Source organism: Streptomyces sp. BK79 (genome assembly GCF_044142145.1).
Classification (GTDB): domain Bacteria; phylum Actinomycetota; class Actinomycetes; order Streptomycetales; family Streptomycetaceae; genus Streptomyces.
The window spans coordinates 17167-41370 of the sequence record NZ_JBHVOC010000041.1; the positions used below are offsets into that span (position 1 = coordinate 17167).

At 73.2% G+C, this 24204-nt stretch carries 22 protein-coding genes and 1 tRNA gene; 6 read left to right on the forward strand and 17 right to left on the reverse strand.

Annotated features, from left to right (window positions below):
- The first annotated feature begins 113 nt into the window (after positions 1-113).
- On the forward strand, positions 114-1784 hold the full coding sequence (locus tag ACFIF2_RS34360) for a penicillin-binding transpeptidase domain-containing protein (protein ID WP_395577210.1): 1671 nt from the start codon (positions 114-116) through the stop codon (positions 1782-1784).
- Positions 1785-1811: 27 nt separating this feature from the next.
- Here ACFIF2_RS34360 and ACFIF2_RS34365 read toward each other — a convergent pair whose 3' ends face one another.
- Positions 1812-2189, reverse strand: a complete 378-nt coding sequence (locus ACFIF2_RS34365; protein ID WP_395577211.1) for an SsgA family sporulation/cell division regulator — start codon at positions 2187-2189, stop codon at positions 1812-1814.
- 253 nt (positions 2190-2442) lie between these two features.
- Between ACFIF2_RS34365 and ACFIF2_RS34370 the strand changes: the two genes are divergently transcribed.
- Positions 2443-3663 (forward strand): serine hydrolase domain-containing protein, encoded by a 1221-nt coding sequence (locus tag ACFIF2_RS34370; RefSeq protein ID WP_395577231.1) that lies wholly within the window; start codon positions 2443-2445, stop codon positions 3661-3663.
- Positions 3664-3706: 43 nt separating this feature from the next.
- Here ACFIF2_RS34370 and ACFIF2_RS34375 read toward each other — a convergent pair whose 3' ends face one another.
- From ACFIF2_RS34375 to ACFIF2_RS34390, 4 genes are all read right to left on the reverse strand, one after another.
- Positions 3707-3982 carry a DUF1876 domain-containing protein gene (locus ACFIF2_RS34375; RefSeq protein WP_395577212.1) on the reverse strand — a complete coding sequence of 92 codons (276 nt, stop codon included), beginning with the start codon at positions 3980-3982 and terminating at the stop codon, positions 3707-3709.
- Positions 3983-4062: 80 nt separating this feature from the next.
- Positions 4063-4581: a YbaK/EbsC family protein gene (locus tag ACFIF2_RS34380; RefSeq protein WP_395577213.1), complete on the reverse strand. Its 519-nt coding sequence runs from the start codon at positions 4579-4581 to the stop codon at positions 4063-4065.
- A gap of 190 nt (positions 4582-4771) precedes the next feature.
- Entirely contained in the window at positions 4772-7027 is a 2256-nt protein-coding gene (locus tag ACFIF2_RS34385) for an MMPL family transporter (RefSeq protein WP_395577214.1), read from the reverse strand.
- A 138-nt stretch (positions 7028-7165) separates the two neighbouring features.
- Positions 7166-7768: a TetR/AcrR family transcriptional regulator gene (locus tag ACFIF2_RS34390; protein ID WP_395577215.1), complete on the reverse strand. Its 603-nt coding sequence runs from the start codon at positions 7766-7768 to the stop codon at positions 7166-7168.
- A gap of 176 nt (positions 7769-7944) precedes the next feature.
- Here ACFIF2_RS34390 and ACFIF2_RS34395 point away from each other — a divergent pair, with 176 nt between their 5' ends.
- Positions 7945-11400, forward strand: a complete 3456-nt coding sequence (locus tag ACFIF2_RS34395) for a S41 family peptidase (protein ID WP_395577216.1) — start codon at positions 7945-7947, stop codon at positions 11398-11400.
- 164 nt (positions 11401-11564) lie between these two features.
- On the opposite strand, the gene ACFIF2_RS34400 is transcribed toward ACFIF2_RS34395, so the two are convergent.
- From ACFIF2_RS34400 to ACFIF2_RS34415, 4 genes are all read right to left on the reverse strand, one after another.
- Positions 11565-11768, reverse strand: coding sequence for a hypothetical protein (locus tag ACFIF2_RS34400; RefSeq protein ID WP_395577217.1), 204 nt, complete (start codon positions 11766-11768; stop codon positions 11565-11567).
- An 86-nt stretch (positions 11769-11854) separates the two neighbouring features.
- On the reverse strand, positions 11855-12748 hold the full coding sequence (locus ACFIF2_RS34405; protein ID WP_395577218.1) for an SDR family oxidoreductase: 894 nt from the start codon (positions 12746-12748) through the stop codon (positions 11855-11857).
- The gene (locus tag ACFIF2_RS34410; RefSeq protein ID WP_395577219.1) at positions 12745-13698 is read right to left on the reverse strand and encodes an alpha/beta fold hydrolase; all 954 of its coding nucleotides are present in this window, start codon (positions 13696-13698) and stop codon (positions 12745-12747) included. The genes ACFIF2_RS34405 and ACFIF2_RS34410 overlap by 4 nt, the downstream gene beginning before the upstream one ends.
- Positions 13695-15251: a flavin-containing monooxygenase gene (locus tag ACFIF2_RS34415; RefSeq protein ID WP_395577220.1), complete on the reverse strand. Its 1557-nt coding sequence runs from the start codon at positions 15249-15251 to the stop codon at positions 13695-13697. The genes ACFIF2_RS34410 and ACFIF2_RS34415 overlap by 4 nt, the downstream gene beginning before the upstream one ends.
- A 133-nt stretch (positions 15252-15384) precedes the next feature.
- Here ACFIF2_RS34415 and ACFIF2_RS34420 point away from each other — a divergent pair, with 133 nt between their 5' ends.
- Entirely contained in the window at positions 15385-16071 is a 687-nt protein-coding gene (locus ACFIF2_RS34420) for a MerR family transcriptional regulator (RefSeq protein ID WP_395577221.1), read from the forward strand.
- Positions 16072-16253: 182 nt separating this feature from the next.
- On the opposite strand, the gene ACFIF2_RS34425 is transcribed toward ACFIF2_RS34420, so the two are convergent.
- Positions 16254-17057 carry an exodeoxyribonuclease III gene (locus ACFIF2_RS34425; protein WP_395577222.1) on the reverse strand — a complete coding sequence of 268 codons (804 nt, stop codon included), beginning with the start codon at positions 17055-17057 and terminating at the stop codon, positions 16254-16256.
- A 68-nt stretch (positions 17058-17125) separates the two neighbouring features.
- On the opposite strand from ACFIF2_RS34425, the gene ACFIF2_RS34430 reads away from it, so the two are divergent.
- Complete coding sequence (locus ACFIF2_RS34430; RefSeq protein WP_395577223.1) at positions 17126-17611, forward strand: GNAT family N-acetyltransferase; 486 nt, start codon at positions 17126-17128, stop codon at positions 17609-17611.
- A 116-nt stretch (positions 17612-17727) separates the two neighbouring features.
- On the opposite strand, the gene ACFIF2_RS34435 is transcribed toward ACFIF2_RS34430, so the two are convergent.
- The 7 genes from ACFIF2_RS34435 to galU all read right to left on the reverse strand — a co-directional run bounded on the left by ACFIF2_RS34435 (position 17728) and on the right by galU (position 23430).
- Positions 17728-17801, reverse strand: a tRNA-Ala gene (locus ACFIF2_RS34435).
- A gap of 84 nt (positions 17802-17885) precedes the next feature.
- The gene (gene glpR / locus ACFIF2_RS34440) at positions 17886-19232 is read right to left on the reverse strand and encodes a gephyrin-like molybdotransferase receptor GlpR (RefSeq protein ID WP_395577224.1); all 1347 of its coding nucleotides are present in this window, start codon (positions 19230-19232) and stop codon (positions 17886-17888) included.
- A 173-nt stretch (positions 19233-19405) separates the two neighbouring features.
- Entirely contained in the window at positions 19406-20020 is a 615-nt protein-coding gene (locus ACFIF2_RS34445; RefSeq protein ID WP_395577225.1) for a GNAT family N-acetyltransferase, read from the reverse strand.
- A gap of 17 nt (positions 20021-20037) precedes the next feature.
- Positions 20038-20577 (reverse strand): molybdenum cofactor biosynthesis protein B, encoded by a 540-nt coding sequence (locus ACFIF2_RS34450; RefSeq protein ID WP_395577226.1) that lies wholly within the window; start codon positions 20575-20577, stop codon positions 20038-20040.
- A complete protein-coding gene (gene moaC / locus ACFIF2_RS34455) occupies positions 20574-21086 on the reverse strand; it encodes a cyclic pyranopterin monophosphate synthase MoaC (RefSeq protein ID WP_395577227.1) in 513 nt (170 codons plus the stop codon). Before moaC ends, ACFIF2_RS34450 begins: the two co-directional genes overlap by 4 nt.
- Before the next feature lie 86 nt (positions 21087-21172).
- Positions 21173-22522 carry a gephyrin-like molybdotransferase Glp gene (gene glp, locus ACFIF2_RS34460; RefSeq protein ID WP_395577228.1) on the reverse strand — a complete coding sequence of 450 codons (1350 nt, stop codon included), beginning with the start codon at positions 22520-22522 and terminating at the stop codon, positions 21173-21175.
- Between the two features lie 5 nt (positions 22523-22527).
- Positions 22528-23430, reverse strand: coding sequence for a UTP--glucose-1-phosphate uridylyltransferase GalU (galU, locus tag ACFIF2_RS34465; protein WP_395577229.1), 903 nt, complete (start codon positions 23428-23430; stop codon positions 22528-22530).
- 69 nt (positions 23431-23499) lie between these two features.
- Between galU and ACFIF2_RS34470 the strand changes: the two genes are divergently transcribed.
- Positions 23500-24138, forward strand: a complete 639-nt coding sequence (locus tag ACFIF2_RS34470) for a 5-formyltetrahydrofolate cyclo-ligase (protein ID WP_395577230.1) — start codon at positions 23500-23502, stop codon at positions 24136-24138.
- Positions 24139-24204 lie beyond the last annotated feature (66 nt).

A 24204-nucleotide genomic window follows, 5' to 3' on the forward strand; every position in this document is an offset into this window, starting at 1 on the left:
GCGTCGGACGCCCCTCGGAACACCCCCTAGGGTGGTCGCCGTCGTTGGAAGCGTGACGCAGCAAGGGCACCGGCGGACCCGCGACGACGGGCGCCGCGGAGGAACGGGACGCAGTGAACAGCAGAAGGGCCGCCGGTGAGCGGCGGAAGACGAAACCCGCCGTGATCGGCAGCGTGGCCGCCGTGATCGTGGCCGGCGCCGGATTCGGTGCCTACGCGATGTACGGCGGCGGGCCCGGCGCCGAGGACGGCGCGCGGACCAGGTCCGCGCCGGGGAACGAGGTGAAGTCGGGCCCCCTGTCGGCGGCCGAGGTCACCTCGGCGGCCGAGCGCTTCCTGTCCGCCTGGCAGAGCGGCGACATCGCCGGGGCCGCCGCCGCGACCGACGACGCCGAGGCGGCGAAGGCGCAGCTCACCGGCTGGACGAAGGACGCCCGCGTCAAGGACGCCACGCTCACCGCGGGCACCCCGGCCGGGGAGAAGGTGCCGTTCTCGGTGAAGGCCACCGTCGCCCACGAGGAGACGGCGAAGCCGCTGGCGTACGACAGCGCGCTGACCGTCGTCCGCCGGGCCGGTGACGGCGAGCCGCGCGTCGACTGGCACGCCGCCGTGGTCCACCCGGAGTTGAAGGACGGCGACCGGCTGGTCACCGGGGAGGCCGGGACCCCGCCGGTCAAGGCGCTGGACCGGGACGGCGCGGAACTCACCGCCGCGAAGTACCCGTCGCTGGGCACCGTCCTGGACGGCCTGCGCGAGAAGTACGGCAAGCGGGCCGGCGGCACCCCGGGCGTCGAACTGCGCGTGGTCCGCGGCAAGGAGTCCAAGGCGGCGAAGGTCTCCGACAAGACGCTGCTGGAGCTGAGCGAGGGCACGCCCGGCACCCTGAAGACCACCCTGGACCCCGCCCTCCAGGCCGCCGCCGAGAAGCAGGTGTCCGGCAAGCCACGGGCGTCGGTGGTCCTGCTGCGCGCCTCCACGGGCGAGATCCTCGCCGTCGCCAACGGCGGCCGCGGCTTCAACACCGCCTTCCAGGGCTCGCTGGCGCCCGGTTCCACGATGAAGGTCGTCACCGCCTCGATGCTGATCGAGAAGAACCTGGCGTCGGCGGACAAGAAGCACCCGTGCCCGAAGTACTTCAGCTACGGCGGCTGGAAGTTCCAGAACGACGACAAGTTCGAGATCAAGGACGGCACCTTCAAGGCGAGCTTCGCCCGCTCCTGCAACACCGCCTTCATCAGCCAGGCGCCGAAGCTGGAGAACGACGACCTGACCCGGCAGGCGAAGGAGGTGTTCGGCCTGTCCATGAACAACTGGTCGGTCGGTGTGCCCACCTTCGACGGCGCGGTGCCGGTGCAGAGCGCGGCCCCGATGGCCGCCTCCCTGATCGGCCAGGGCGGGGTGCGGATGAACCCGCTGAACATGGCGTCCGTGGCGGCGACCGTGAAGTCGGGCAGCTTCCACCAGCCGTACCTGGTCGCCCCCTCGGTCGACGGGCGCGCGCTCGCCACCGCCTCGCGCACCATGTCGGCGTCCACGCTGGCGCAGTTGCGCGACCTGATGTCCTACACGGCGGCCGCGGGCACCGCCGCGGAGGCGATGACCGGGGTCGGCGGCGACGCCGGCGCGAAGACCGGCTCGGCGGAGGTCGACGGGCAGGAGAAGCCCAACGGCTGGTTCACGGCGTACAAGGGCGACCTGGCCGCCGCGGGCGTGGTCCAGCAGGGCGGCCACGGCAGCGAGAGCGCGGGGCCGATCGTCGCGGCGCTGCTGAAGAACGCGGGCTGACCGGCGCGGGCGTGGGCGGCCGGTGGTTCAGTGGGCCACCGGCTGGGCCACCGCCGTGTAGGTGCGGCGCAGGAACCGCATGAGCGCCTTGGTCTCGAACTGGACCACCGAGCAGCCCTGCGGGGTGTGGAACTCGACGACGGTCTGCACCCGGCCGCACGGCCACACCCGCACCTCGCCGCGGCCGGCCGGCGCGCGCAGCCCCTGTTCCAGCAGCGCCCGGGTGAAGGTCCACTCGCGGGGGCCGGCACCGTGCCCCCGCGCGGGGAGCGCCACCCGCACGGACCGCGGGTCGTGGTCGGGGTCGTAACGCAGCACGACGGGTATCGCTCCGCCGTCGTCCGCGTCCGGGAGGTCCGCGTCCGTCAGGATGTGGGCTCGTGCGTACTCTTCGACAACGGACATCGGATCGCCCCTAGCGCTGTGCCACCTGTGCCACCTGTGCGAAAGCTGTGCGTCCACCCCTCATCCAATGTCCCACATTTCCCGTCCCACGCCTTTCGGGCCGAATATCACAGGTGAGATGAGCGCTCGGGCCGGGGCGGAATCGCGAGGGGGAACCGGGGGCGGAATCGGGGGCGGTCGGTGGCGGTTGCACCCACTGCCACCCCCTATCACCCCCTGTCACAGGAGAGCGGAAGGAAGCGGAAACGTGGACGTGAACGTGCACGGCACGGTCGCCGAGGGCTTCGAGCCGGTCAGGGACGCGTTCGCACGCAACTTCACCGAGCGCGGTGACCGGGGCGCCGCGGTCGCCGTCTACCGGGACGGACGCAAGGTCGTCGACCTGTGGGGCGGCACCAAGCACGTCGACGGCGCGGAGCGCGCGGCGGACGGCGTCGCGGACGGCGCCGAGCCGTGGCGCCGGGGCACCGCGCAGGTCGTGCGCTCGGCGACGAAGGGCGTCGCCGCCGCCGTACCGCTGCTGCTGCACCAGCGCGGGGAGCTGGACCTGGACGCGCCGGTGGCGTCGTACTGGCCGCGGTTCAAGGCGCACGGCAAGGAGCGGGTGCTGGTGCGGCACGTGCTGAGCCACCGGGCCGGGCTGCCGGTCCTCGACCGCCCGCTCACCCCCGAGGAGGCCCTCGACCCGCTGCGGGGCCCCGAGGCCGTCGCCGCCCAGGCACCCGTCTGGGAGCCGGGCACCGACCACGGCTACCACGCGTTGACGTACGGCTGGCTGCTCGACGAGCTGGTGCGCAGGGTGACCGGCGGGCGGAGCGCCGGGGAGTTCCTCGCGGACGAGATCGCCCGGCCGCTGGGGCTGGACCTGTGGGTGGGGCTGCCGCCCGCCGAGGAGGCGGCGGGCCGCGCCGGGCGGGTCGGACGCCTGGAGGACCCCGAGCCGTCGGGGGACGGCCCGCGCCTGCGGCCCAAGCGGTCCGTCACCGAGGCGTACCAGGACCCCGGCTCCCTCACCCGCCGCGCCTTCGCCGCGATCACGCCGTTCCCCGACCAGAACGACCCCGCCTACCGCGCCGCGGCCCTCCCGGCGACCAACGGCGTCGCGACGGCGGACGCGCTGGCCCGGTTCTACGCGGCGCTGATCGGCGAGGTCGACGGCGTGACGCGGCACCCGCGGCTGTTCGATCCCGCGACGACGGAACGGGCCCGCGCCGAGGAGTCGGCCGGACCGGACCGGGTCCTCGTCGTGGGCACCCGCTTCGGCCTCGGGTACATGCTGCACGGCAGCGCGTCGCCGTTCCTGTCCCCCGGCTCCTTCGGCCACCCGGGCCGCGGCGGCGCCCTCGGCTTCGCCGACCCGGAGGCGGGCATCGCGTTCGGCTACGTCACCAACGGCTTCCGCAAGACCGTGACGGCCGACCCGCGGGCCCAGGCCCTGGTGCGGGCGGTCCGTACGTCGCTCGCCACCGGCTAGGCGTACGCCTCACGCCGCCGGCCGGGGCGCGCCTCGGGGCGTCTCACACGTGGATCGGGTGGGACGTCCTGCCCGACGCCGCGTCGATCTCGTCGTGCGCCTTGGTGAGCAGTCGCATCGCCAGCTCGTTCAACGCCCGCGCCCCCGCGACCTCCTCGCCGACCCTCGGCTGGTGGGGGTCGACGCGGTGCCGGCTGGCGTGACCGTGCGCGCGGACCTCGGTGCCGTCGGGGAGCCGCACCATCGCGACCGCCCGCGTGTGCTGGTCGTCCTCCATGAACTCCAGCTCGACATGCCATCCCACTGCGGTGTGCATCATGACGATCACCTCCGGAACACCTTCTTCCAGGGTGCGCCTCACGGGCGTCGTACGCATCACCCCGGCGGTGGCCGGTGAGGTCACTCGGGGCGTTCGCGCACGTCCACGAGGGTGGCGCCGGCGGTGGCGACGAGTTGCCCGGGCTCCATCGGGAAGACCGCGTACGGGGTGCCGGCGGCGGCCCAGACGACCTCGTGGGCGAGCAGGGACCGGTCGGCGAGCACCCGGGTCCGCTCCCGGTGCCCGAAGGGCGGGACGCCGCCGATGGCGTACCCGGTGGTCTCGCGTACGACGTCGGCCTTGGCCCGGGTGACCTTGCCCGCGCCGAGTTCCTCGCGGACCCGCTCCACGTCGACGCGGGAGGCGCCGTCCATGAGGACCAGCACCGGCACGCCGTCGGCGGCGAAGACGAGCGACTTGCAGATCTGGCTCAGCTCGCACCCGATGGCGGCGGCGGCCTCGGTGGCGGTGCGCGTGGCCTCGGGGAAGTGCCGGACCTCGGCGGTCAGGTCGCCGAGCCCGAGTCCGCGCAGGGCCTGGGCGAAACGGGGGTGGACGGCGGGGGCGGCGGTCGTCGCCGCGGTGTCGTCGGTCGTCATGGACGGCACCGTAGCGGTGCGTGTACCCGGCACGCGACCGGGTTGCGGGGCCGGCGCCGCGTCCGTACATCCCCCTAGGTCCCTCGTACATCCCCGTACCAGGATGTACGACAGGAAGCCGGTGAGGGCAGCCCCGTCCCCACGGAGCCCTCACCGGCTGGTCTCTGTCGTGCCCGTCGGGCGACGGGTGTCAGGTGCGCACCAGCGCCCGGTCCTCGTCGGGGTCGGCGCCCCGCTCCTCGGCGGTGCGCAGGCCCTCGCCCTCGACGTCCACGTTGGGCAGTGCGCGGTCCAGCCACTTCGGCAGCCACCAGGCCTTCTTGCCGAGCAGGGCGAGGACCGCCGGGACGATGGCCATGCGGACGACGAACGCGTCGAAGAAGACGGCGATCGCCAGGCCGAAGCCGATCATCTTGACCATCGACTCGCTGGAGCCGATGAAGCCCGCGAAGACCGCCATCATGATGACCGCCGCGGCCGTGACCACCCGCGCACCGTGCTTGAAGCCGGTGACGACCGCCTGGCCGGGCTGCTCGCCGTGGACGAACGCCTCCCGCATACGGGTGACCAGGAAGACCTCGTAGTCCATCGCCAGGCCGAAGACCACGCCGACCATGAAGATCGGCATCATCGACATGACCGGACCGGTCTCCTCGACGCCCATCAGGCCGGACAGCCAGCCCCACTGGAAGACCGCGACGACCGCGCCGAGGGCCGCCATGACGGAGAGCAGGAAGCCGAGGGCCGCCTTCAGCGGGACCAGGATCGAGCGGAAGACCACGATCAGGAGGAGGAAGGCCAGGCCGACCACCAGGACCAGGTACGGCACCAGCGCGTCGTTGAGCTTCTGGCTGACGTCGATGTTCATCGCCGTCGAGCCGGTCACCAAGGTCTCCGCGCCGGTGTCCGCCTTGATGTCGCCGCCCGCGTCACGGATGGCGTGCACCAGGTCCTCGGTCTGGACGGAGGACGGCTTGGAGTCCGGGATCACGGTGATCGTCGCGGTGTCGCCGGCCTTGTTGGGCGCGGGCGGGGTCACCGCCACGACGTCGTCGAGGCCCTTGATCTCGTTCGACACGTCGGTGAACACCTGCTGCGGCGCGTCGCTGCCCTTGGCGTCCACGACGACCATCAGCGGGCCGTTGAAGCCGGGGCCGAAGCCCTCCGAGAGCAGGTCGTAGGCCCGGCGCTGGGTCGTGGACGTCGGCTGGGAGCCGTCGTCGGGCAGGCCCAGTTCCAGGGAGGCCGCCGGGACGGCCGCGGCGCCGAGGCCGACGACGCCCAGCAGGAGGACGGCGACCGGACGCCGGACGACGAAGCGCGCCCAGCGGGTGCCGAGGTTGTCCTTGGGCTGCCGCTTCTCCGCCGTCCGCGTGTCCGCGTTCCGGTCGGCGTCCTCGCGGGGGGCGCGGCGGCCCAGCAGCTTGCCCTTCGCACCGGCCGGCTTGACCCTGCGGCCGGCGTAGCCGAGCAGCGCGGGGACCATCGTGAGGGCGATCAGGACGGCGATGGCGACGGTGGCGGCCGCCGCGACGCCCATCTTGGTCAGCATCGGGATGTTCACGACCGCGAGGCCCACGAGGGCGATGACGACCGTGAGGCCGGCGAAGACGACCGCCGATCCGGCGGTGCCGACCGCGCGGCCCGCGGCCTCCTCGCGCTCGCGTCCCTCGGCGAGTTCGGCGCGGTAGCGGGAGACGATGAACAGGGCGTAGTCGATGCCGACCGCGAGGCCGATCATCATCGCCAGGATGGAGGTGGTGGAGCCCAGCTCCAGCGCGCTGGCCAGGGCCGTGATCGAGGCGACGCCGATGCCGACGCCGATCAGGGCCGTCAGCAGGGGCAGCCCGGCCGCTACCAGCGAGCCGAAGGTGATGACGAGGACCACGGCGGCGACGCCGATGCCGATGATCTCGGTGGCGCCGGTGTGCGGGACGGCCTGGAGCGCGTCACCGCCGATCTCGACGGTAAGCCCGGCGTCGCGCGCCTGCTGGGCGGCGTCCTCCAGGGCGTCCTTGGTCGAGTCCTCCAGCTCCATGCCGGAGACGTCGTACCTGACCGACGCGTAGGCGATCGTGCCGTCCTCGCTGACGGCGTTGCCGGTGTACGGGTCGACGGCCGAGGCGACCTCGGAGCCGTCGGCGAGGTCGCCGACGGTCTTCTCGACGGTCGCCCTGTGGCCGGCGTCCGTCATCTTCTCGCCGGCCGGCGCCTTGAAGACGACCCGTGCGGTCGCCCCGTCGGCGCTGGTGCCGGGGAAGCGCTCTTCCAGCAGGTCGAAGGCCTTCTGGGCCTCGGTGCCGGGGATGGAGAAGGAGGTGGTGCCGGCCGGCGGGGCGCTGGCCGCGCCGACGCCCGCGAGCGTCAGCAGCGCCACCCATATGAGGGCGACGAAGTGCCGTCGGCGGAAGGCGAGCCGGCCGAGTTTGTAGAGGAACGTGGCCACGAGGGCGTACTCCCGGTCAGGTCGTGGATCATCAGGGCAGGGGGGATCGGCCCGACGACGTGAGCGGTGACGTCAGGTGGGGCTCAACTGGGGGACGTGTCTGGGGTGGCCTGTCGGAGGTGTCGGAGGGGGGACAGGTCAGGTGGTGGGTGCGCCGAGGGCGGGGAGGATCACGGCGTCGATGTACGAGAGGAGGAAGGCCCGGGTCGGGGGCTGGTCCTCCAGCAGTGTGCGGGTGGCGAACGCGCCGACCATCATGGGCACCAGGAAGTCCAGCGCCGGACAGTCCGCTCTGATCTCGCCCCGGTCGACGGCGCGTTGCAGCAGGCGCCGGAACTGCACCATCTCCGGCTCGATGAGCTGGTCCCGCAGGGCCTGGCGCAGGTCCGGGTTCTGGTGCAGCGCCATGGCCACGCCCCGCATCAGCGCGGAGTTCTGGGCCATGGTGCAGTCGTCCTCGTGGGCCATCAGGGCGTGCAGGTCGCCCCGCAGCGTGCCGGTGTCGACCTCGTCGATCTCACCGGGCTTGTTGTGCCGCATGGCCTTGACGACCAGCTCGGGCTTGCCGCCCCACTGGCGGTAGAGCGTCGCCTTGCTGGACCGGGTGCGGGCGGCCACGGCGTCCATGGTGAGGGCGTCGTAGCCGACTTCGCGGAGCAGGTCGAGCACGGCCTCGTACAGCTCGGCCTCGCGCTCGGGAGTGATCCTGCTGCGGCGTGCGGTGGCGGCTTCGGCCGTCATCTCGCTCACTCCTTCCTGCTTCCGTTCAGTACGACACCGTTTCGTACAGGACCAATGTACCCCCACCCCTAACGAAACGAAACGGTTTCGTACGTGGTCTGGGTCACGGTTGTCGGTTACTCATAAACGTCCGCGGGCGCGGGGCCGAGTTGCCGGTGCCCGGCCCCCGGCAAAGCATGGGGTGGGTGAGCTATCTGCGCCTTCCGCACCTCAGTGGCGACCAGTTGTGCTTCGTGGCCGAGGACGACCTCTGGCTCGCCCGCCTCGACGGGCCGGGCCGCGCCTGGCGGCTCACCGTCGACCGCGCCAAGACCGGCCACCCCCGCTTCTCCCCCGACGGCCGGCACATCGCGTACACCAGCTGGCGCAGCCTGGTGCCGGAGGTCCACCTCGTCCCCGTGGACGGGGGCCCCGCACGGCAGCTCACCCACTGGGGCAGCCTGGACGCGCGGGTGTGCGGCTGGACGCCCCCCGACCCGGACGGCGGCACGGCCGTCCTCGCCGTCTCCTCGCACGGTGAGCCCTTCTCCCATCTGACCTGGGCGCACAAGGTCGTCCCCGACGGCGACCCCGGCCGCAAACTGCCCTGGGGCCCGGTCACCGACATCCAGGCCGCCGACCTCGACGGGGAACGCAGGACCCTGCTCCTCACCGGCACCCCGCCGCACGAGCCGGCCGCCTGGAAGCGCTACCGGGGCGGCGCCACGGGCCGGCTCTGGCTGCACGGGAAGCGGCTGCTGCCCGACCTCCCCGGGCACCTGCACTCCCCCATGTTCGTCGGCGGGCGGATCGCCTTCCTCTCCGACCACGAGGGCGTCGGCAACCTCTACTCCTGCGCCCACGACGGCTCCGGCCTGCGCCGCCACACCGACCACGACGCCTGCTACGCCCGGCACGCGTCGAGCGACGGCAACCGCGTCGTGTACCAGTGCGCGGGCGACCTGTGGATCGTCGACGACCTGTCGCCCGGGGCGGTGCCGCGCCGGCTCGACGTGCGGCTGAGCGGGCCCCGGGCCGGGCGGCGCCGGTATCAGGTGCCCGCCGCCCAGCACGTCGGCGGCGTCTCCGTCGACGAGACGGGCCGGGCCAGCGCCGTCGTCGTACGCGGCAGCCTGTACTGGCTCACCCACCGCGACGGCCCCGCCCGCACCCTCGCCGACACGCCCGGGGTACGGGTGCGGCTGCCCGAGATGCTCGGGGAGAGCGGCCGGATCGCGTACGTGACGGACGCGGAGGGCGAGGACGCCGTCGAGATCGGCCACCTGCCCCGCGCGACCGGCGGCCGCGCGCCCCGCCGGCTGGCCTCCGGACGGCTGGGCCGGGTGCTGGAGCTGGTCTCGGACCCGGCGGGCGAGCGGCTGGCCATCGCCTCGCACGACGGCCGACTGCTGCTCCTCGACGTCTCGGAGGAGACGGACACCGTCGAGGCACTGGAGGGGACGGGGGGCACGGGAGGCCCGGAGGGCACGGGAGACTCGGGAAGCCCGGCGGGTCCGGGAGCCCCGGAAAGCACGGAAGACCCGGCGGGTCCGGGAGCCCCGGCGGGCCCAAGCCGCGACGCCCGTCCCGCCGGGACCGCCGCAGGCGGCGTCATCGAGCTGGTCCGGTCCGGCAACGGCCCCGTGCGCGACCTAGCCTTCTCCCCGGACGGGGCCTGGCTCACCTGGTCCCACCCCGGCATCGGCCGCTCCCTGCGGCAGATCAAGATGGCCCGCATCGGCGGACGGAACGGCCAGGACGGCCAGAACGCCCGGCGAGGCCCGCTGGTGATCGACGTCACCGACGGCCGCTTCGAGGACGAGAACCCGGTGTTCACGCGGGACGGCCGCTACCTCGCCTTCCTCTCCTGGCGCGGCTTCGACCCGGTGTACGACGTGCACACCGGCGACCTCTCCTTTCCGCTGGGCTGCCGCCCCTACCTCGTACCGCTGTCCTCCGCGACCCCCTCCCCCTTCGCCCTGAACCCGGAGGGCCGCCCGGCCGCCGGGGGCCTGGACCCGCTGGAGGACGAGCCCGGCGAGGGCGGCGCGGTGACCGTCGAGGTGGAGGGGCTGGAGGCGCGGGTGACCCCGTTCCCGGTCCCCGCCTCGAAGTACTCGGCGCTGCACCCGGTCGCCGGCGGCGGCCTGGTCTGGCTGCGCTGGCCCATCTCCGGCGCGCTCGGCGAGACCTTCGCCAATCCGGCCGACCCGAGCGAGCGGCCCACCCTGGAGCACTTCAACCTCGCCAAGGCGAGGAAGTCCGAACTGGTCGGCCACCTCGACTGGTTCCGGGTCAGCGGCGACGGCTCCCGCCTGGTCGTGCTCGACGAGGGCGACCTGCGCGCCGTACCGGCCACCGAGGCGGGCGACGGCGACTCGACCACCTGGATCGACCTGCGCCGCATCCTGCACGAGGTCGACCCGGCCGCCGAGTGGCGCCAGGCGTACGACGAGGCCGGCCGTCTGATCCGCGCCTACTTCTGGGACCCCGGCATGTGCGGCATCGACTGGGACGCGGTGCTGGACCAGTACCGCCCGCTGGTCGAACGGGTCGCCACCCCGGACGAGTTCGCCGACCTGCTGCGCGAGGTGCTCGGCGAGCTGGGCACCTCGCACGCCTACGTCGTCGCCGCCCGGCGCAACGAGGGCCCGGCGCACTACCAGCGCTGGCAGGGCCTGCTCGGCGCCAACATCGTGTGCCGGGACGGCCGGTGGGTGGTCAAGCGCATCCTGCCCGGCGACTCCTCCGACTCCAAGGCCCGCTCCCCGCTGGCCGGCACGGGCATCCGCGAGGGCGCGGCCCTGACCCACGTGGACGGCCGCCCGGTGGATCCGGTGACGGGCCCGTACCCGCTGCTGGCCGGCGCGGGCGGTACGACGGTGGAGCTGACCTTCGCCCCGGCGGAAGGCGGCCCGGGCCCCGCCCGCAGGGTCGCCGTCGTCCCCCTGATCGACGAACGGCCGCTGCGCTACCAGGACTGGGTGACCAAACGCCGGGCGGTCGTACGGGAGTTGAGCGGCGGACGCTGCGGCTACCTGCACATCCCCGACATGGGCGGCTCCGGCTGGGCGCAGTTCAACCGGGACCTGCGCATGGAGGTCTCCATGCCCGCGCTGATCGTGGACGTGCGCGGCAACGCGGGCGGGCACATCAGCGAACTCGTCATCGAGAAGCTGACCCGCACCATCCTGGGCTGGGACCTGACGCGGGACGCCCAGCCGGTGTCGTACACCTCCGACGCCCCGCGCGGCCCGGTCGTCGCGGTCGCGGACGAGGCGACCTCCTCCGACGGCGACATGATCACGGCCGCGTTCAAGCTGCTGCGGCTCGGCCCGGTGGTCGGGCAGCGCACCTGGGGCGGCGTGGTCGGCATGACCGGCCGGCACCGCCTCGGCGACGGCACGGTGATCACGGTGCCGATGAACGCGGCCTGGTTCGACGCGTACGGCTGGTCCGTGGAGAACCACGGCGTCGCCCCCGACGTCGAGGCCCTGCGCACCCCGCTGGACTGGGCCGAGGGCCGCTACCCGGTGCTGGACGAGGCGGTCCGGCTGGCGCTGGAGCTGCTGGAGACCAACCCGCCCGCCACGCCGCCCGGTTACGGGGACGTACCCGACCGCTCCCGCCCGCCACTGCCACCCCGCGCCTGATCCCCGCGCCTGATCCCCGTGCCTGATTCCCCGCGCCTGATCCTCGCGCCTGAGGCGTCGGCCCGCCCGGACCCGAGCGGGCAGGCGCCGGCCCGCCCGGACACGCGCAAGGGCGCCCTCCGCGCGAACGGAGGGCGCCCCTGCGTCACTTCGGCCGCGACGCGTCAGGCGTCGTAGCTCTCCTGGAACCGCTCGTCCGCGTCCCGGCGGCGCGAGGACGGGTCGGCCTCGTCCTCGTCACGACGGCGGTCGCGGTTCTGGAACTGGTCCTTGGCCTGCTCGGCACGCTGCTTGCCCTGCTCGGCACGCTGCTTGCCCTGCTCCTGCATGCGCTCGGCCTTGTTCTGGAACTGGTCCTTCATACCCATGTGGGTTCACTCCTGTGCTGTTCGGGTCCGGCCGGATCGGCCGGGCTCGATCAGATTCACACGAGCCGTGACCGTGCGCATGTCGATCACTTACGGACCGTAGCGGCGCTGGTCCGCTCCTGTTCGTCGGCCGCTCCGCCCGCGCCGACCAGGCCGGGCCGCACCCCGTTCAACCGGTCCCCGAAGCGCCGCATCTCGCGCTGCCCGACGGTGCCGATGACGGCCGGCAGATACCCGCGCATCCCCTGCATGCCGCGCAGCCACCACTGCCCGTAGACGTGGGCGGAACGCCGCTCGATGCCCTCCACGAGCCGGTCGACCGCCGGGCCCAGCGGGTACGTCTTGTTCGACGGCCAGGGCAGCCGCTGCCGCAACTCCCGCATCACGTCGTGCTGGTCCGCGCCGCGCACCATGTCCGTGTCGGTCCAGGACAGATACCCGACGCCGACCTTCACGCCCCGGTGGCCGACCTCGCCGCGCAGACAGTGCGCGTACGCCTCCACACCGGACTTGGAGGCGCAGTAGGCGCTCATCATCGGCGCGGGGGTGAGGGCGGCGAGGGACGCGACCTGGAGCAGGTAGCCGCGGCTCTCCAGCAGCGCCGGCAGGAAGGCGCGGGCCGTCACCGCCGAGCCGACCAGGTTGACCTCGATCACCCGCCGCCACGACACCGGGTCGGACTCGACGAAGGGACCGCCGGTGGCGACGCCCGCGTTGGCGACGACGATGTCGATCCTGCCGAAGCGTTCCTTCACCTCCCGGGCGACCTGGGCCATCGCCTCGTGGTCGGTGACGTCGGCGTGCCAGTGCTCGCTGTCGCTGTGCAGCCGCGCGGAGACCTCCTTGAGCGCGTCCGGCTCCAGGCCGACCAGGGCGACCTTCACCCCGCGCGCGGACAGCTTGCGGGCCAGCAGCTCCCCGACGCCCCGAGCGGCTCCGGTGACGACGGCGACCCGCCCTTCCAGGCTCACCCTGCTCATGCGCTCTCCTCGGCGTGTACGGCGTCCTCGACGCGATCGGCGGATATGACGGTCAGGTAGGTGGCGGCCAGCGCGCGTATCTTCCCGCTGACCAGGTCCGGCGCCTCCACCGGCGTCATGTGGCCGAGACCCGGGAGTTCCGTCAGCCCCACGCAGTGGGGAAGCGCGGCGGCCAGCGCGCGGGCGTGCACGGGCGGGGTCAGCCGGTCGGCGGTGCCGACCACCACCTCGACCGGCATCCGCAACTCCCGTACGCCGTGGTCGAGGTCGAGCAGGTCCAGCACCTGCGACCAGGCGTGCCGCACCCCGCGCGGGCAGGCGTGCACGATACGGGCGCAGGCCTCGACCATGTGCGGTGCCGAACCGGGTCCCATCGTGCCGTACTTGAGGATCCTGCGCGCCAGCGGCGTGACCGGCCCGAGCGGGGCCCGGGAGCCGAGGACCCGCCGGGTCAGCCAGGTCCGTACCCGGCCCTCCCCGAGCGGCAGCACGGTCGAGGACGCCACCAGCCGCGAACTGCCGGTGCTGCACAGCAGCACGGCCGCCACGTGCGCGCGCACCCGGGGCCGGGCCGCGGCGGCCATCACCGTCATCCCGCCCATGGAGTGCCCGGCGATCACGGCCCGTTCGTCCGGTCCGAGCGTGGCCGCGAGGACGGCTTCCAGGTCGTCGGCGAGGGCCTCGGTGCCGCACGCCGGATCGGCCGGGCTGCGGCCGTGACCGCGCTGGTCGTAGGCGATGACCCGGTGGTCGGCGGCCAGTTCGCGGATCTGCGCCGCCCAGAAGGCGGTCGAGCAGCACCAGCCGTGCGCGAGGACGACCGCGGGCGCCTCCTCGGGGCCGTGCACCTCGACGTGTATGCGGGCGCCGTCGGCGGCGGTGACGGTCAGCTCGCGGGCCGGCACGGGCGGGGCGTACGGCCCGGCGGCGACGTGCAGCAGGCGGCTCACGCGCTCACCTCCGCGCCGGCGTCCCTGCCCGCGCCCGCGTCCGCGCCGGTGCCGGTGCCCGCTCCGGCGACGGCCGGGCGCAGCACGTCGTACTCGGCCAGGTCCACCCGCCGCGTCAAGCGCCGGAACTCGGCGGTCGTGCCCGGCCAGACGGTGGTGTTGCGGCCACTCGCGTCCAGGTACCAGCTGGTGCAGCCGCCGGTGTTCCACACCGTGCGCTTCATGCGCTCCTGCACCCGGTGGTTCCAGTTCCGCACGGCGGCGGGCCGGGCGTCGAGGGCGACCCGGCCGCCGAGCACGTTGATCTGACGCAGGTAGTCCGCCATGTAGTTCAGCTGCGACTCGATCATCAGGATCATCGACGAGTTCCCGAGCCCGGTGTTGGGCCCGATGATCGTCATGAAGTTGGGGAAGCCGGCCGCCGAGGCGCCGCGCAGGGCCTCCATGCCGCCCTTCCAGGTCTCGGCGAGGGTCCGCCCGTCCGCGCCCACGACGCGCTCGGCGATGGGCATGTCGGTGACGTGGAAACCGGTGCCGAAGATGATCACGTCGGCCTCGGCCTCGGTGCCGTCGGCGGCGACGAGGGTGGAGCCGCGCACCTCGCTCAGCCCGCTGGCGACGACGTCCACGTTGGGCTTGGCGAGCGCCGGGTAGTACGTGCTCGACAGCAGGATCCGCTTGCAGCCGATGCGGTAGTCCGGGGTGAGCTTGGCACGCAGGGCCGGGTCCTTGATGGCGGCGCCCATGTTGCGCTTGGCGATCTGCTCGACGAAGCCCAGCTCGTTGGGGTGCTTGGTGAACGCCTGCACCTGGAGTTCCCGGATGCCCCACAGCAGCCCGCGCCGCAGCTTGGTGGTGACGGGCAGCGCCCGGTGCAGGGCGCGCTCGGCGCCGCTGATCGCCCGGTCCATGCGGGGCATCACCCAGGCCGGCGTGCGCTGGAAGAGGGTGAGGCGGCCGACCTCGGGCTGGATGGACGGCACGATCTGGATCGCGGAGGCGCCGGTGCCGATCATGGCGACGCGCTTGCCGGTGAGGTCGTGGTCGTGGTCCCAGCGGGCCGAGTGGAAGACCTTGCCGGGGAAGGAGTCCAGGCCCGGGATGTCCGGCACCTTGGGGTCGGACAGCGGCCCGCTCGCGGAGACCACGACGTCGGCGGTCAGCCGGCCGCTCGCGGTGTCGATCTCCCACCGCGCCTGCTCGCCGTCCCACGCCATCCGCTTCACCTCCGAGTCGAAGCGGAGGTGGGGACGCAACCCGAAGGTGTCGGTGACGTGCTCCAGGTAGGCGCGGATGTGCTCCTGCCCGGAGAAGGTGCGGGGCCACTCGGGGTTGGGCGCGAAGGAGAAGGAGTACAGGTGGGACGGCACGTCGCAGGCGCACCCGGGATAACTGTTGTCCCGCCAGGTGCCGCCGACGCTCGAGGCCCGCTCCAGCACCACGAAGTCGGTGATCCCTTCGCGGCGCAGCCGCACGGCGGCCCCCAGCCCGCCGAAACCGGACCCGACCACCGCCACCCGCACGTGTTCTTGAACCTGCTCGTGCTCGGCCATCCCGAAGCCTCCACGCATCGCCTAGAACTCTGCCAGTGAACACTGGCGCAATGGGGAGGGTAGAACAGCTCCGTACTCATGGGTAGGGGTCGGGCGGAGGAAAGTTACCGTCGGTACGACTTAGGGTCGTGCCGTGACCGAGAAGCGCGAATACCGCATGGAGGAACTGGCCCGGCTGGCCGGCATCACGGTGCGCACCCTGCGCTTCTACCGCGAACGCAAACTGATCCCGCCACCCCGCCGCGAGGGCCGCATCGCCTGGTACGACGACCACCACCTGGCCCGCCTGCGCACCATCGCGGCGCTGCTGGAGCGCGGCCACACCCTCAACGGCATCGCGGAACTCGCCGACGCCTTCGACCACGGCCGCGACGTCGGCGACCTGCTGGGCCTCGGCGAACCCACCGAGGAGACCCCGGTCCGCCTCACCCCCGAGGAACTCGCCGACCGCTTCCACGGCCAGGACACCCCCGAGAACCTCGCCGCCGCCATGGACCTCGGCTACCTCGGCACCGACGGCGACGAGATCGTCCACATCAGCCACCGCCTGCTGGAGGTCTCCTCCGCCCTGGTCCGCGAGGGCATCCCCCTCGCCGAGGTCCTCCGCGCCGGCGCCCGCGTCCGCGAACACGCGGACGCCCTCGCCGGCCTCTTCGCCGACCTGGTCCTGCGCCACGCCCCCGAACAGGACCTCCCCCGCCTGCGCCCCCTCGCCCGCAGCGTGATCGAGGCGGAACTCTCCCTGGCCCTGGACCGCCGGATACGGAATCCGGCGGACGAGGACCGTACGAGGACCGGACGGGAACGGGACGGGGGCTAGGGGGTGTCGTCTGGATCAGGTCGGCTCCGAGCCACGGTGCCTTGTGGCCGAGTCGAGCGGGGTGTGGTGCGTGCAGCCGCAAGGCGGAGGAGGGCGCCAGGGCGGAGCCCTGGCAACCGACGACAACGCCGCAGATGTGCGTGCCACACCCCGCGACCCCGGCATGATCCGAACGACGCCCCCTAGCGGTCGTAGACCACGGTCACGGGCGCGTGGTCGGACCACCGCTCGGCATGCGTGGCGGCCCGCTCGACATACCCCTTGACCGCCCTGGCGGCCAGCCCCGCGGTGGCCACCTGGTAGTCGATCCTCCAACCCGCGTCATTGTCGAAAGCCCGCCCCCGGTACGACCACCACGAGTACGGCCCCTCGACATCCGGGTGCAGGGCGCGCACCACGTCCACGTAGCCGCCCTCGGCGGGGTCGAGGACCCGGCCCAGCCACTCCCGCTCCTCCGGCAGGAAGCCGGAGTTCTTGGTGTTGCCGCGCCAGTTCTTGAGGTCGGCCTCGCGGTGGGCGATGTTCCAGTCGCCGCAGACGACGACCTCGCGGCCGTCGGCGGCGGCCCGCTCGCGCAGCTCCTTGAGGTAGGCGAGGAACTCGCCCATGAAGCGGACCTTCTCCTCCTGGCGCTCGGTGCCGACCTCGCCGGAGGGCAGGTATAGGGAGGCGACCGTCACACCGGGCAGGTCGGCCTCGACGTACCGGCCGCTGCCGTCGAACTCGGTCGAGCCGAAGCCGACCTGGACGCGGTCGGGCTCGCGGCGGGTGTAGAGGGAGACGCCGGCGCGGCCCTTGGCGGCGGCGGGGGCGTGCGTCACGTGCCAGCCGTCGGGCGTACGGACGTGCTCCGGCAGCTGCTGGGGCTCGGCCCGCACCTCCTGGAGGCACAGCACATCGGCACAGGTGCCGGCGAGCCACTCCACGAAGCCCTTCTTCGCGGCGGCGCGCAGGCCATTGACGTTGACGGAGGTCACGGTGAACATCCCGGCACGATACCGGCACACTGGACGCTGTCCCGCTCCGGACTCCGCATCGATATACGGTAGGAAGCATGAACATACGCCGGGTCCCCTTCGACCACCCCGACGCCGTGAAGCTCAACGACGAGGTCCAGGCCGAGTACGACGTCCGCTACGGCGACGGCGGCGACGCCACGCACCTGGACCCGTCGGACTTCGCGCCGCCGAACGGCCTGTACCTGATCGCGTACGACGAGAACGACGTCCCGGTCGCCTCCGGCGGCTGGCGCAGCCAGGACGCCAACGACGAGGGCAATCTCGACGGGGACGCCGAACTCAAGCGGATGTTCGTGATCGAGCAGGTGCGCGGCCGGGGCCTGGCCCGGCGCATCCTGGCGGCGCTGGAGGAGGACGCCCGCGCGGCGGGCCGCACCCGCATGGTGCTGGAGACCGGGACCAAGCAGCCGGAGGCCGTGGCCCTGTACACGTCCAGCGGCTACCAGCCCTGCGCGAAGTTCGGCTACTACCGCTTCCACGAGGAGAGCCTCTGTTACGCGAAGGCGCTCCAGACCCCGTAGCCGCGTCGACGCGCGCCGCCCGCCCGGGCCGGCGCGCGATCCCGCGCTCCGCGACCCGGAAACGACGAAGGTCCCGTCCGATCGTGATGATCGGACGGGACCTTCGCCAATGTGCGTGGACCTGAGGGGATTTGAACCCCTGGCCCCCTCGATGCGAACGAGGTGCGCTACCGGACTGCGCCACAGGCCCTTGCAACGAGTGAAACTTTAGCACCCCGACCGGCCTGCTCAAAAATCGCTTCCGGTGCCCCGGGGGAGGCGGCCCCGGCAGGGGCTACTCGTTGGCCGCGCGGGGGCGGTCGCCGTCCTCGTACTGGTCGAAGAGCGGGGTCCGTCCGCGCTCCCGGGCGCGGCGGGCGGAGGCGGCGCGACGGGCGTCGCTGCGGCCGGGGGTCTCCTGCCGCTCCTCGGCCCGGTCGGCCGGGTCGGCGGGGTCGGCCGGGCGCTCCGGTGCGGACGGGGCCGTCGCGTCCTGTTCGGGGGTGACGGTGCTGGAGCGGGCCGCGCTCCACGCGTCGGGCCCGCCGAGGTCCACGTCGGGGGTGGCGCGGGGGGCGACGGGAGCGGTGACGTAGGTGGGCAGGGGCACGGGGACCGGGTCCCAGCTGTCGCCCTGGGGCCTGCGCTGCCGTTCCCGCTGCTGGTCGACCCACTCGGCGTGGTCGGTCTGCTCGACCAGTGCGCGCCGGTCCGCGGCGAGCGCCGACAGGCCGGAGGCGGGCTCGGCCTCGGGGCCGTCGTCGGGCTCCTCGGTGTCGCAGGCGGGGTCGCCGAGGGCCTCGGCGGGGTCGGCGGGGGTGCGCCGGCGCGGGCGGGGGTCGCGGTCCCGCAGGCGCCGCGCGGCGGCCTCGGCCTGGCGGCGGTCCATCTGGAAGGCGAACCGGCGGCGCTCCTGCGCGCGCAGGTAGGCGATGTAGGCGCTGAGCAGCACCGCGGGCACTGCGGGCGCCCACAGGAACGCGAGTCCGCCGACGGCCGCTACGACGGAGCCGAGCGTGAAGGCGAGGAACAGCATCACGGTCGTACGGCGGCGGCGCGCGAGGACCTTGCTGCGCCTCGCGCGGGCCGCGGCCGAGGGGGAGACGGGTGCGCGCCGGGCCTGCGGCACGCGCCCGGTCTCCGCCCGGCGCCCGGCTTCGCCTTGGCGTCCGGCTTCGCCTTGGCGTCCGGCTTCCGGCTGGCGTCCGGCTTCCGCCTGTCGTCCGGCTTCGGCGGACCGGGCGGCTTCGGCGGACCGCGCGGGTTCAGCCGGCCGGGCGGATTCGGCGGACCGGGCGGGTTCGTCGGGGCGTCCGGGTCTGGCGTCCTGCGGGTGTGCGCCCGCGTCCGGCCGCGCCTGTCGGCGGGTCCGGGACACGGCGAAGGCCCGGACGTCGACCGAGTCGGTGACGGCGTCCGGGGTGTCGGCGTCGGGCTCCGCCTCGTCGGCGGAGCGCGACTGCAGGTCCTTGGCGTACCGGCGCTCCATGCCCGCCCGTCCGGAAAGCAGCCGGATGGCGGTGCTGAAGCGTTCCGTCGGACGGGCTTCGTTCAGCTCGTCCTGCCTACGGAGCCACATCGGCACCAAGTAGGCGGCCCAGGCCCCGACGATGACTGCGTAGATGAGGCCGCTGCTGCTCACGCCTCACACGGTAGAGGGGTTTGCGTGGGGCCATCCGCCAATTGAGCCGGTGTGTCGCACGATCTGGCTGATATTTCGAACTTTTTTTGTGATCGATCCGATCAGCCGACTACCAGACCGTCGACGTTATGCGTTTCGGGACGGTCGCGAGCCGATCAATTTCGAACGTATATTCAATTACCCGCGTTGGGCGTACTCCGGTCCCGTGACCGGTGCCAGCGTCGCAGCAGCCCTTCCGGGACCTCTTCCGCGGTGAGCGCGAAGACGAGATGGTCGCGCCAGGCTCCGTCGATGTGGAGATAACGCGGCCTCAGGCCCTCCTCGCGGAATCCGAGTTTCTCCACGACCCGGCGACTGGGCGCGTTCTCGGGGCGAATACAGACCTCGACGCGGTGAAGTCCGACGGTGCGGAAACAGTGGTCGACCGCCATCGCCACGGCCGTCGGCATCACCCCGCGGCCGGCCACCGCCTCGTCCACCCAGTAGCCGACGTGCCCGGAGCACATCGAGCCCCAGGTGATCCCGGCCACCGTCAACTGCCCGACCAGCCTGCCCTGGTACTCGATGACGAACGGCAGCATCCGGCCCGCGTGGGCCTCGGAGCGCAGGTGCCGCACCATCTGGCGGTAGGTCGGCCGGTGCGCGAGCGGGCCGCCGGGCGTGGGCGGCGGGATGGTCGCCTCCCAGGGCCGCAGCCAGTCGCGGTTGCGCCGGTTGACCTCGCGCCAGGCCCGCTGGTCGCGCAGCTTTATCGGCCTGAGGACGATGTCGCCGTCCCACAGCTCCACGGGCCAGGATGGGCTGTTCAGCTCGCACCCCCACCACTGGCGGGTCTGGGGTGGTCACCGCCGCGGAGCTGGTCGACGGCGTGCGTGAGCAGCGGCTCCAGCACGGCCAGGCCGTCCTTGACGCCGCCCGAGGAGCCCGGCAGGTTGACGATCAGCGTGCCGCCCGCCACTCCGGCCAGGCCCCGGGAGAGCACCGCGGTCGGCACCTTGTCCCGGCCGTACGCCCGGATCGCCTCCGCGATGCCGGGGACCTCGTGGTCGATGACCGCCCGGGTCGCCTCGGGGGTGCGGTCGGTGGGCGAGATGCCGGTGCCGCCGGTGGTGACGATCACGTCATAGCCCGCCTCGGCGCCCGCGCGCAGGGCGGCCTCGACGGGGTCGCCGTCGGGGACGACCCGGGGTCCGTCCACGGCGAAGCCGAAGCGGCGCAGGCCCTCGGCGATCAGCGGCCCGCCCTTGTCCTCGTAGACCCCGGCGGCGGCCCGGTTGGAGGCGGTGACGACCAGGGCCCTGTACGGCGCGCGCGTCGCACCGCCCGCCGACGCGTCGAGCGTCATGACCGGCTCCAGTCGCCGGACTTGCCGCCCGTCTTCTCCTCCACGCGCACGTCCGTGATGACCGCTCCCTTGTCGACCGCCTTGACCATGTCGACCACGGTGAGCGCGGCGACGGAGACCGCGGTGAGCGCCTCCATCTCGACGCCCGTGCGATCCGTCGTCCGCACCGTGGCGGTGATCTCCACGGCGTCGTCCGTGACCGACAGGTCCAGTTTCACACCGGAGACCGACAACGGGTGACACAACGGGATCAGGTCGGGGGTGCGTTTGGCGCCCATGATGCCCGCGATGCGCGCGGTGGCCAGGGCGTCGCCCTTGGGGACGCCCTCGCCGCGCAGCAGCTCGACCACGCGGGGGGTGACGAGGACGCGCCCGCTCGCGCGCGCGGTGCGGGCGGTCACGTCCTTGCCGGACACGTCGACCATGCGGGCGGCGCCCGCCTCGTCGATGTGCGTCAGCCGGCCCTGCGGGTCCTGGCCGTCGTGCGGGGGTCGGTCCTCGGTACTCATGCTCGTGTGGCGCTCCCGGTCCGGGCCCGGCGCGGTGCGGCGCGTGGGCCTGCTGTGCGCGACACGGTACCGCCAACGGGGCGCGGTCAGCCGAGCAGGACCACCTCGACGTCGGCGCCGGGCTCGACGGACTCGGTGTCCTCGGGGACGACGATCAGCGCGTCGGCGTGCGCGAGGGCGGCGACCAGATGGGAGCCGGCGCCGCCGACCGGGGTGACCGAGCCGTCGGCGTACGTGCCGCGCAGGAACTGCCGGCGTCCCTTCGGCGAGGTCAGCGCCTTGTCGGCGGTGAGGGTCGCGGTGGTGGTCGGGCGGTGGACGTCGCCGAGGCCCATGAGGGTGCGGATCGCCGGGCGGACGAACAGCTCGAAGGAGACGTACGACGACACCGGGTTGCCCGGCAGGGCGAGGAGCGGGGTGTGGTCGGGGCCGATGGAGCCGAAGCCCTGGGGCTTGCCGGGCTGCATGGCGAGCTTGCGGAAGTCCACGCCGCTGCCGGGCTCGTCCTCGTCGGCGACGTGGGCCAGCGCCTCCTTGACCACGTCGTACGCCCCGACGCTCACCCCGCCGGTGGTGACCATGAGGTCGGCGCGGACCAGCTGGTCCTCGATGGTGGACCGCAGGGTCCCGGCGTCGTCGGCGACGGCGCCCACGCGGTAGGCGATGGCGCCGGCGTCGCGGGCGGCGGCGGTGAGGGCGAAGCTGTTGGAGTCGTAGATCTGACCGGGACCCAGGTCCTCGTCGGGCTGGACGAGTTCGCTGCCGGTGGAGAGCACCACCACGCGCGGCCGGGGCCGGACCCGGACCCTGCCGCGGCCGATCGCGGCGAGCAGGGCGATCTGCGGCGGGCCGAGGACGGTGCCCGCCTCCAGGGCGCGGTCGCCGGACCGGACGTCGCTGCCCTTGGCGCGGACGTGCGCGCGTGCCTCGGCCGGCCGGTACACGTGCACGTGGCCCTCGGCGCCCTCGGGGGCCAGGCTGCGGGCGCGCATGCCGGCCACCGGGCCCTCGCCGAGCCCGCCGTCGGTCCACTCGACGGGGACGACGGTCTCGGCGCCGGGCGGCAGCGGGGCGCCCGTCATGATGCGGGCGGCCTGGCCGGGGCCGACGGACGGCGGGTCGGCCTGTCCGGCGGCGACGTCCCCGACGACGTCCAGGACGGCGGGGAACTCCTCGCTCGCGCCCGCGACGTCGGCGACGCGCACCGCGTACCCGTCCATCGAGCTGTTGTCGAAGGGCGGCAGGGAGAGCGGCACCGTGATGTCGTCGACCAGGACGCACCCCTGGGCATCGAGCAGGTTCAGCTCGATGGGTTCCAGGGGGCGGACGGTGGCGAGGATGTCGTCCAGGTGCTCCTGCACCGACCACAGCCGGTCGGGACCGGAGTCCTCGGCGGTGCGGTCGTGGCCGGCGTCGCGGTGTGCGGTGCTGCTCAACGTCGTTACATCTCCTCGGCTACGTAACTGCGAAGCCAGGTCCGGAAGTCCGGGCCCAGGTCTTCACGTTCGCACGCGAGTCTGACAATGGCACGCAGATAGTCGCCCCGGTCACCGGTGTCGTAGCGGCGGCCCTTGAAGACGACGCCGTGCACCGGGCCGCCGACGGTCTCGTCCTCCGCGAGCTGCTGGAGGGCGTCGGTGAGCTGGATCTCGCCGCCCCGGCCGGGCTCGGTCTTGCGCAGTATGGCGAAGATGTGGGGGTCGAGCACATAGCGGCCGATGATGGCGTAGTTGGACGGCGCGTCGGCCGCGTCGGGCTTCTCGACCAGTCCGGAGACCTTGACCACGTCGCTGTCCGCGGTCGCCTCGACGGCGGCGCAGCCGTAGAGGTGGATCTGCTCGGGCTCGACCTCCATGAGGGCGATGACGCTGCCGCCGTACTGCTCCTGGACGTCGATCATGCGCTGGAGCAGCGGGTCGCGCGGGTCGATCAGGTCGTCGCCGAGCAGGACCGCGAAGGGTTCGTCGCCGACGTGCGGGGCGGCGCACAGCACGGCGTGACCGAGTCCCTTGGGGTCGCCCTGGCGGACGTAGTGGATCATCGCGAGGTCGCTGGACTCCTGGACCTTGGCCAGGCGGCCCGCGTCGCCCTTCTTCTGAAGGGCGGACTCCAGTTCGTAGTTGCGGTCGAAGTGGTCCTCCAGGGGGCGCTTGTTGCGGCCCGTCACCATGAGGACGTCGCCGAGGCCCGCGGTCACGGCCTCTTCGACCACGTACTGGATCGCCGGCTTGTCGACGACCGGCAGCATCTCCTTGGGAGTGGCCTTGGTCGCCGGCAGGAACCGGGTACCGAGCCCGGCCGCGGGAATGACGGCCTTGCTGATCCTGGGGTGGGACTGAGTCATGCGCGCCACCATATCCGGTGCCAATAGGGAGAATCTGTGACTCCGGATCAGTGGTGCTCATATGAGCGCATGAGAGCGGTACGGGAGCGACTTTTGAGTCACATCGGACCTGGAGCCCAGCCTGACAAGCGAACGTTGCGGCGGGACCTCCTCGCGGTGAGGAACGGGTTGACGGCGGATGACGTGCGGGAAGCGGCCGAAGCGCTGGCCGCGCGGGCGCTCGGGACACCGGAGGTCGCGGGGGCGCGCGCCGTGGCGGCGTACGTCTCCGTGGGCGCCGAGCCGGGCACCCTCGCGCTGCTCGACGCGCTGCGCGCGCGGGGCGTGCGCGTCCTGCTGCCCGCCCTGCTGCCCGACAACGACCTGGACTGGGGCGAGTACACCGGCGAGGGCTCCCTCGCGCGCGTGCGGCACGGCGGGCGGATGGCCCTGTCCGAGCCCGCCGGTGAGCGCCTGGGGCCGGACGCGGTGACGGAGGCCGACGTGGTGCTGCTGCCGGGCCTGGCGGTCGACGGGCGCGGCATGCGGCTGGGACGCGGCGGCGGGTCGTACGACCGGGTCCTCGCGCGTCTGGAGCGGGCCGGCGCGCGTCCCGTGCTGCTGGTGCTGCTGTACGACGGGGAGGTCGTCGCGCACGTCCCCGAGGAGCCCCACGACCGGCCGGTGGACGCGGTGGTGACACCGTCCGGGGTACGGCGCTTCCGCTGACGGCGGCGAGCACGGCGACCGGACACGGCGACGGCCGTAACGCCCGTGCGGGAAGGGCGGCGCCGT

Excerpts from the sequence above, each read along its gene's own strand:
- ACFIF2_RS34365 (WP_395577211.1), bottom strand. The coding sequence starts at position 2,189 with ATGTCCGTTGTCGAAGAGTACGCACGAGCCCACATCCTGACGGACGCG.
- ACFIF2_RS34375 (WP_395577212.1), bottom strand. The coding sequence starts at position 3,982 with ATGATGCACACCGCAGTGGGATGGCATGTCGAGCTGGAGTTCATGGAG.
- ACFIF2_RS34380 (WP_395577213.1), bottom strand. The coding sequence starts at position 4,581 with ATGACGACCGACGACACCGCGGCGACGACCGCCGCCCCCGCCGTCCAC.
- ACFIF2_RS34390 (WP_395577215.1), bottom strand. The coding sequence starts at position 7,768 with ATGACGGCCGAAGCCGCCACCGCACGCCGCAGCAGGATCACTCCCGAG.
- ACFIF2_RS34395 (WP_395577216.1), top strand. The coding sequence starts at position 7,945 with ATGGGGTGGGTGAGCTATCTGCGCCTTCCGCACCTCAGTGGCGACCAG.
- ACFIF2_RS34400 (WP_395577217.1), bottom strand. The coding sequence starts at position 11,768 with ATGGGTATGAAGGACCAGTTCCAGAACAAGGCCGAGCGCATGCAGGAG.
- ACFIF2_RS34405 (WP_395577218.1), bottom strand. The coding sequence starts at position 12,748 with ATGAGCAGGGTGAGCCTGGAAGGGCGGGTCGCCGTCGTCACCGGAGCC.
- ACFIF2_RS34415 (WP_395577220.1), bottom strand. The coding sequence starts at position 15,251 with ATGGCCGAGCACGAGCAGGTTCAAGAACACGTGCGGGTGGCGGTGGTC.
- ACFIF2_RS34425 (WP_395577222.1), bottom strand. The coding sequence starts at position 17,057 with ATGTTCACCGTGACCTCCGTCAACGTCAATGGCCTGCGCGCCGCCGCG.
- ACFIF2_RS34430 (WP_395577223.1), top strand. The coding sequence starts at position 17,126 with ATGAACATACGCCGGGTCCCCTTCGACCACCCCGACGCCGTGAAGCTC.
- ACFIF2_RS34450 (WP_395577226.1), bottom strand. The coding sequence starts at position 20,577 with ATGACGCTCGACGCGTCGGCGGGCGGTGCGACGCGCGCGCCGTACAGG.
- moaC (WP_395577227.1), bottom strand. The coding sequence starts at position 21,086 with ATGAGTACCGAGGACCGACCCCCGCACGACGGCCAGGACCCGCAGGGC.
- galU (WP_395577229.1), bottom strand. The coding sequence starts at position 23,430 with ATGACTCAGTCCCACCCCAGGATCAGCAAGGCCGTCATTCCCGCGGCC.
- ACFIF2_RS34470 (WP_395577230.1), top strand. The coding sequence starts at position 23,500 with ATGAGAGCGGTACGGGAGCGACTTTTGAGTCACATCGGACCTGGAGCC.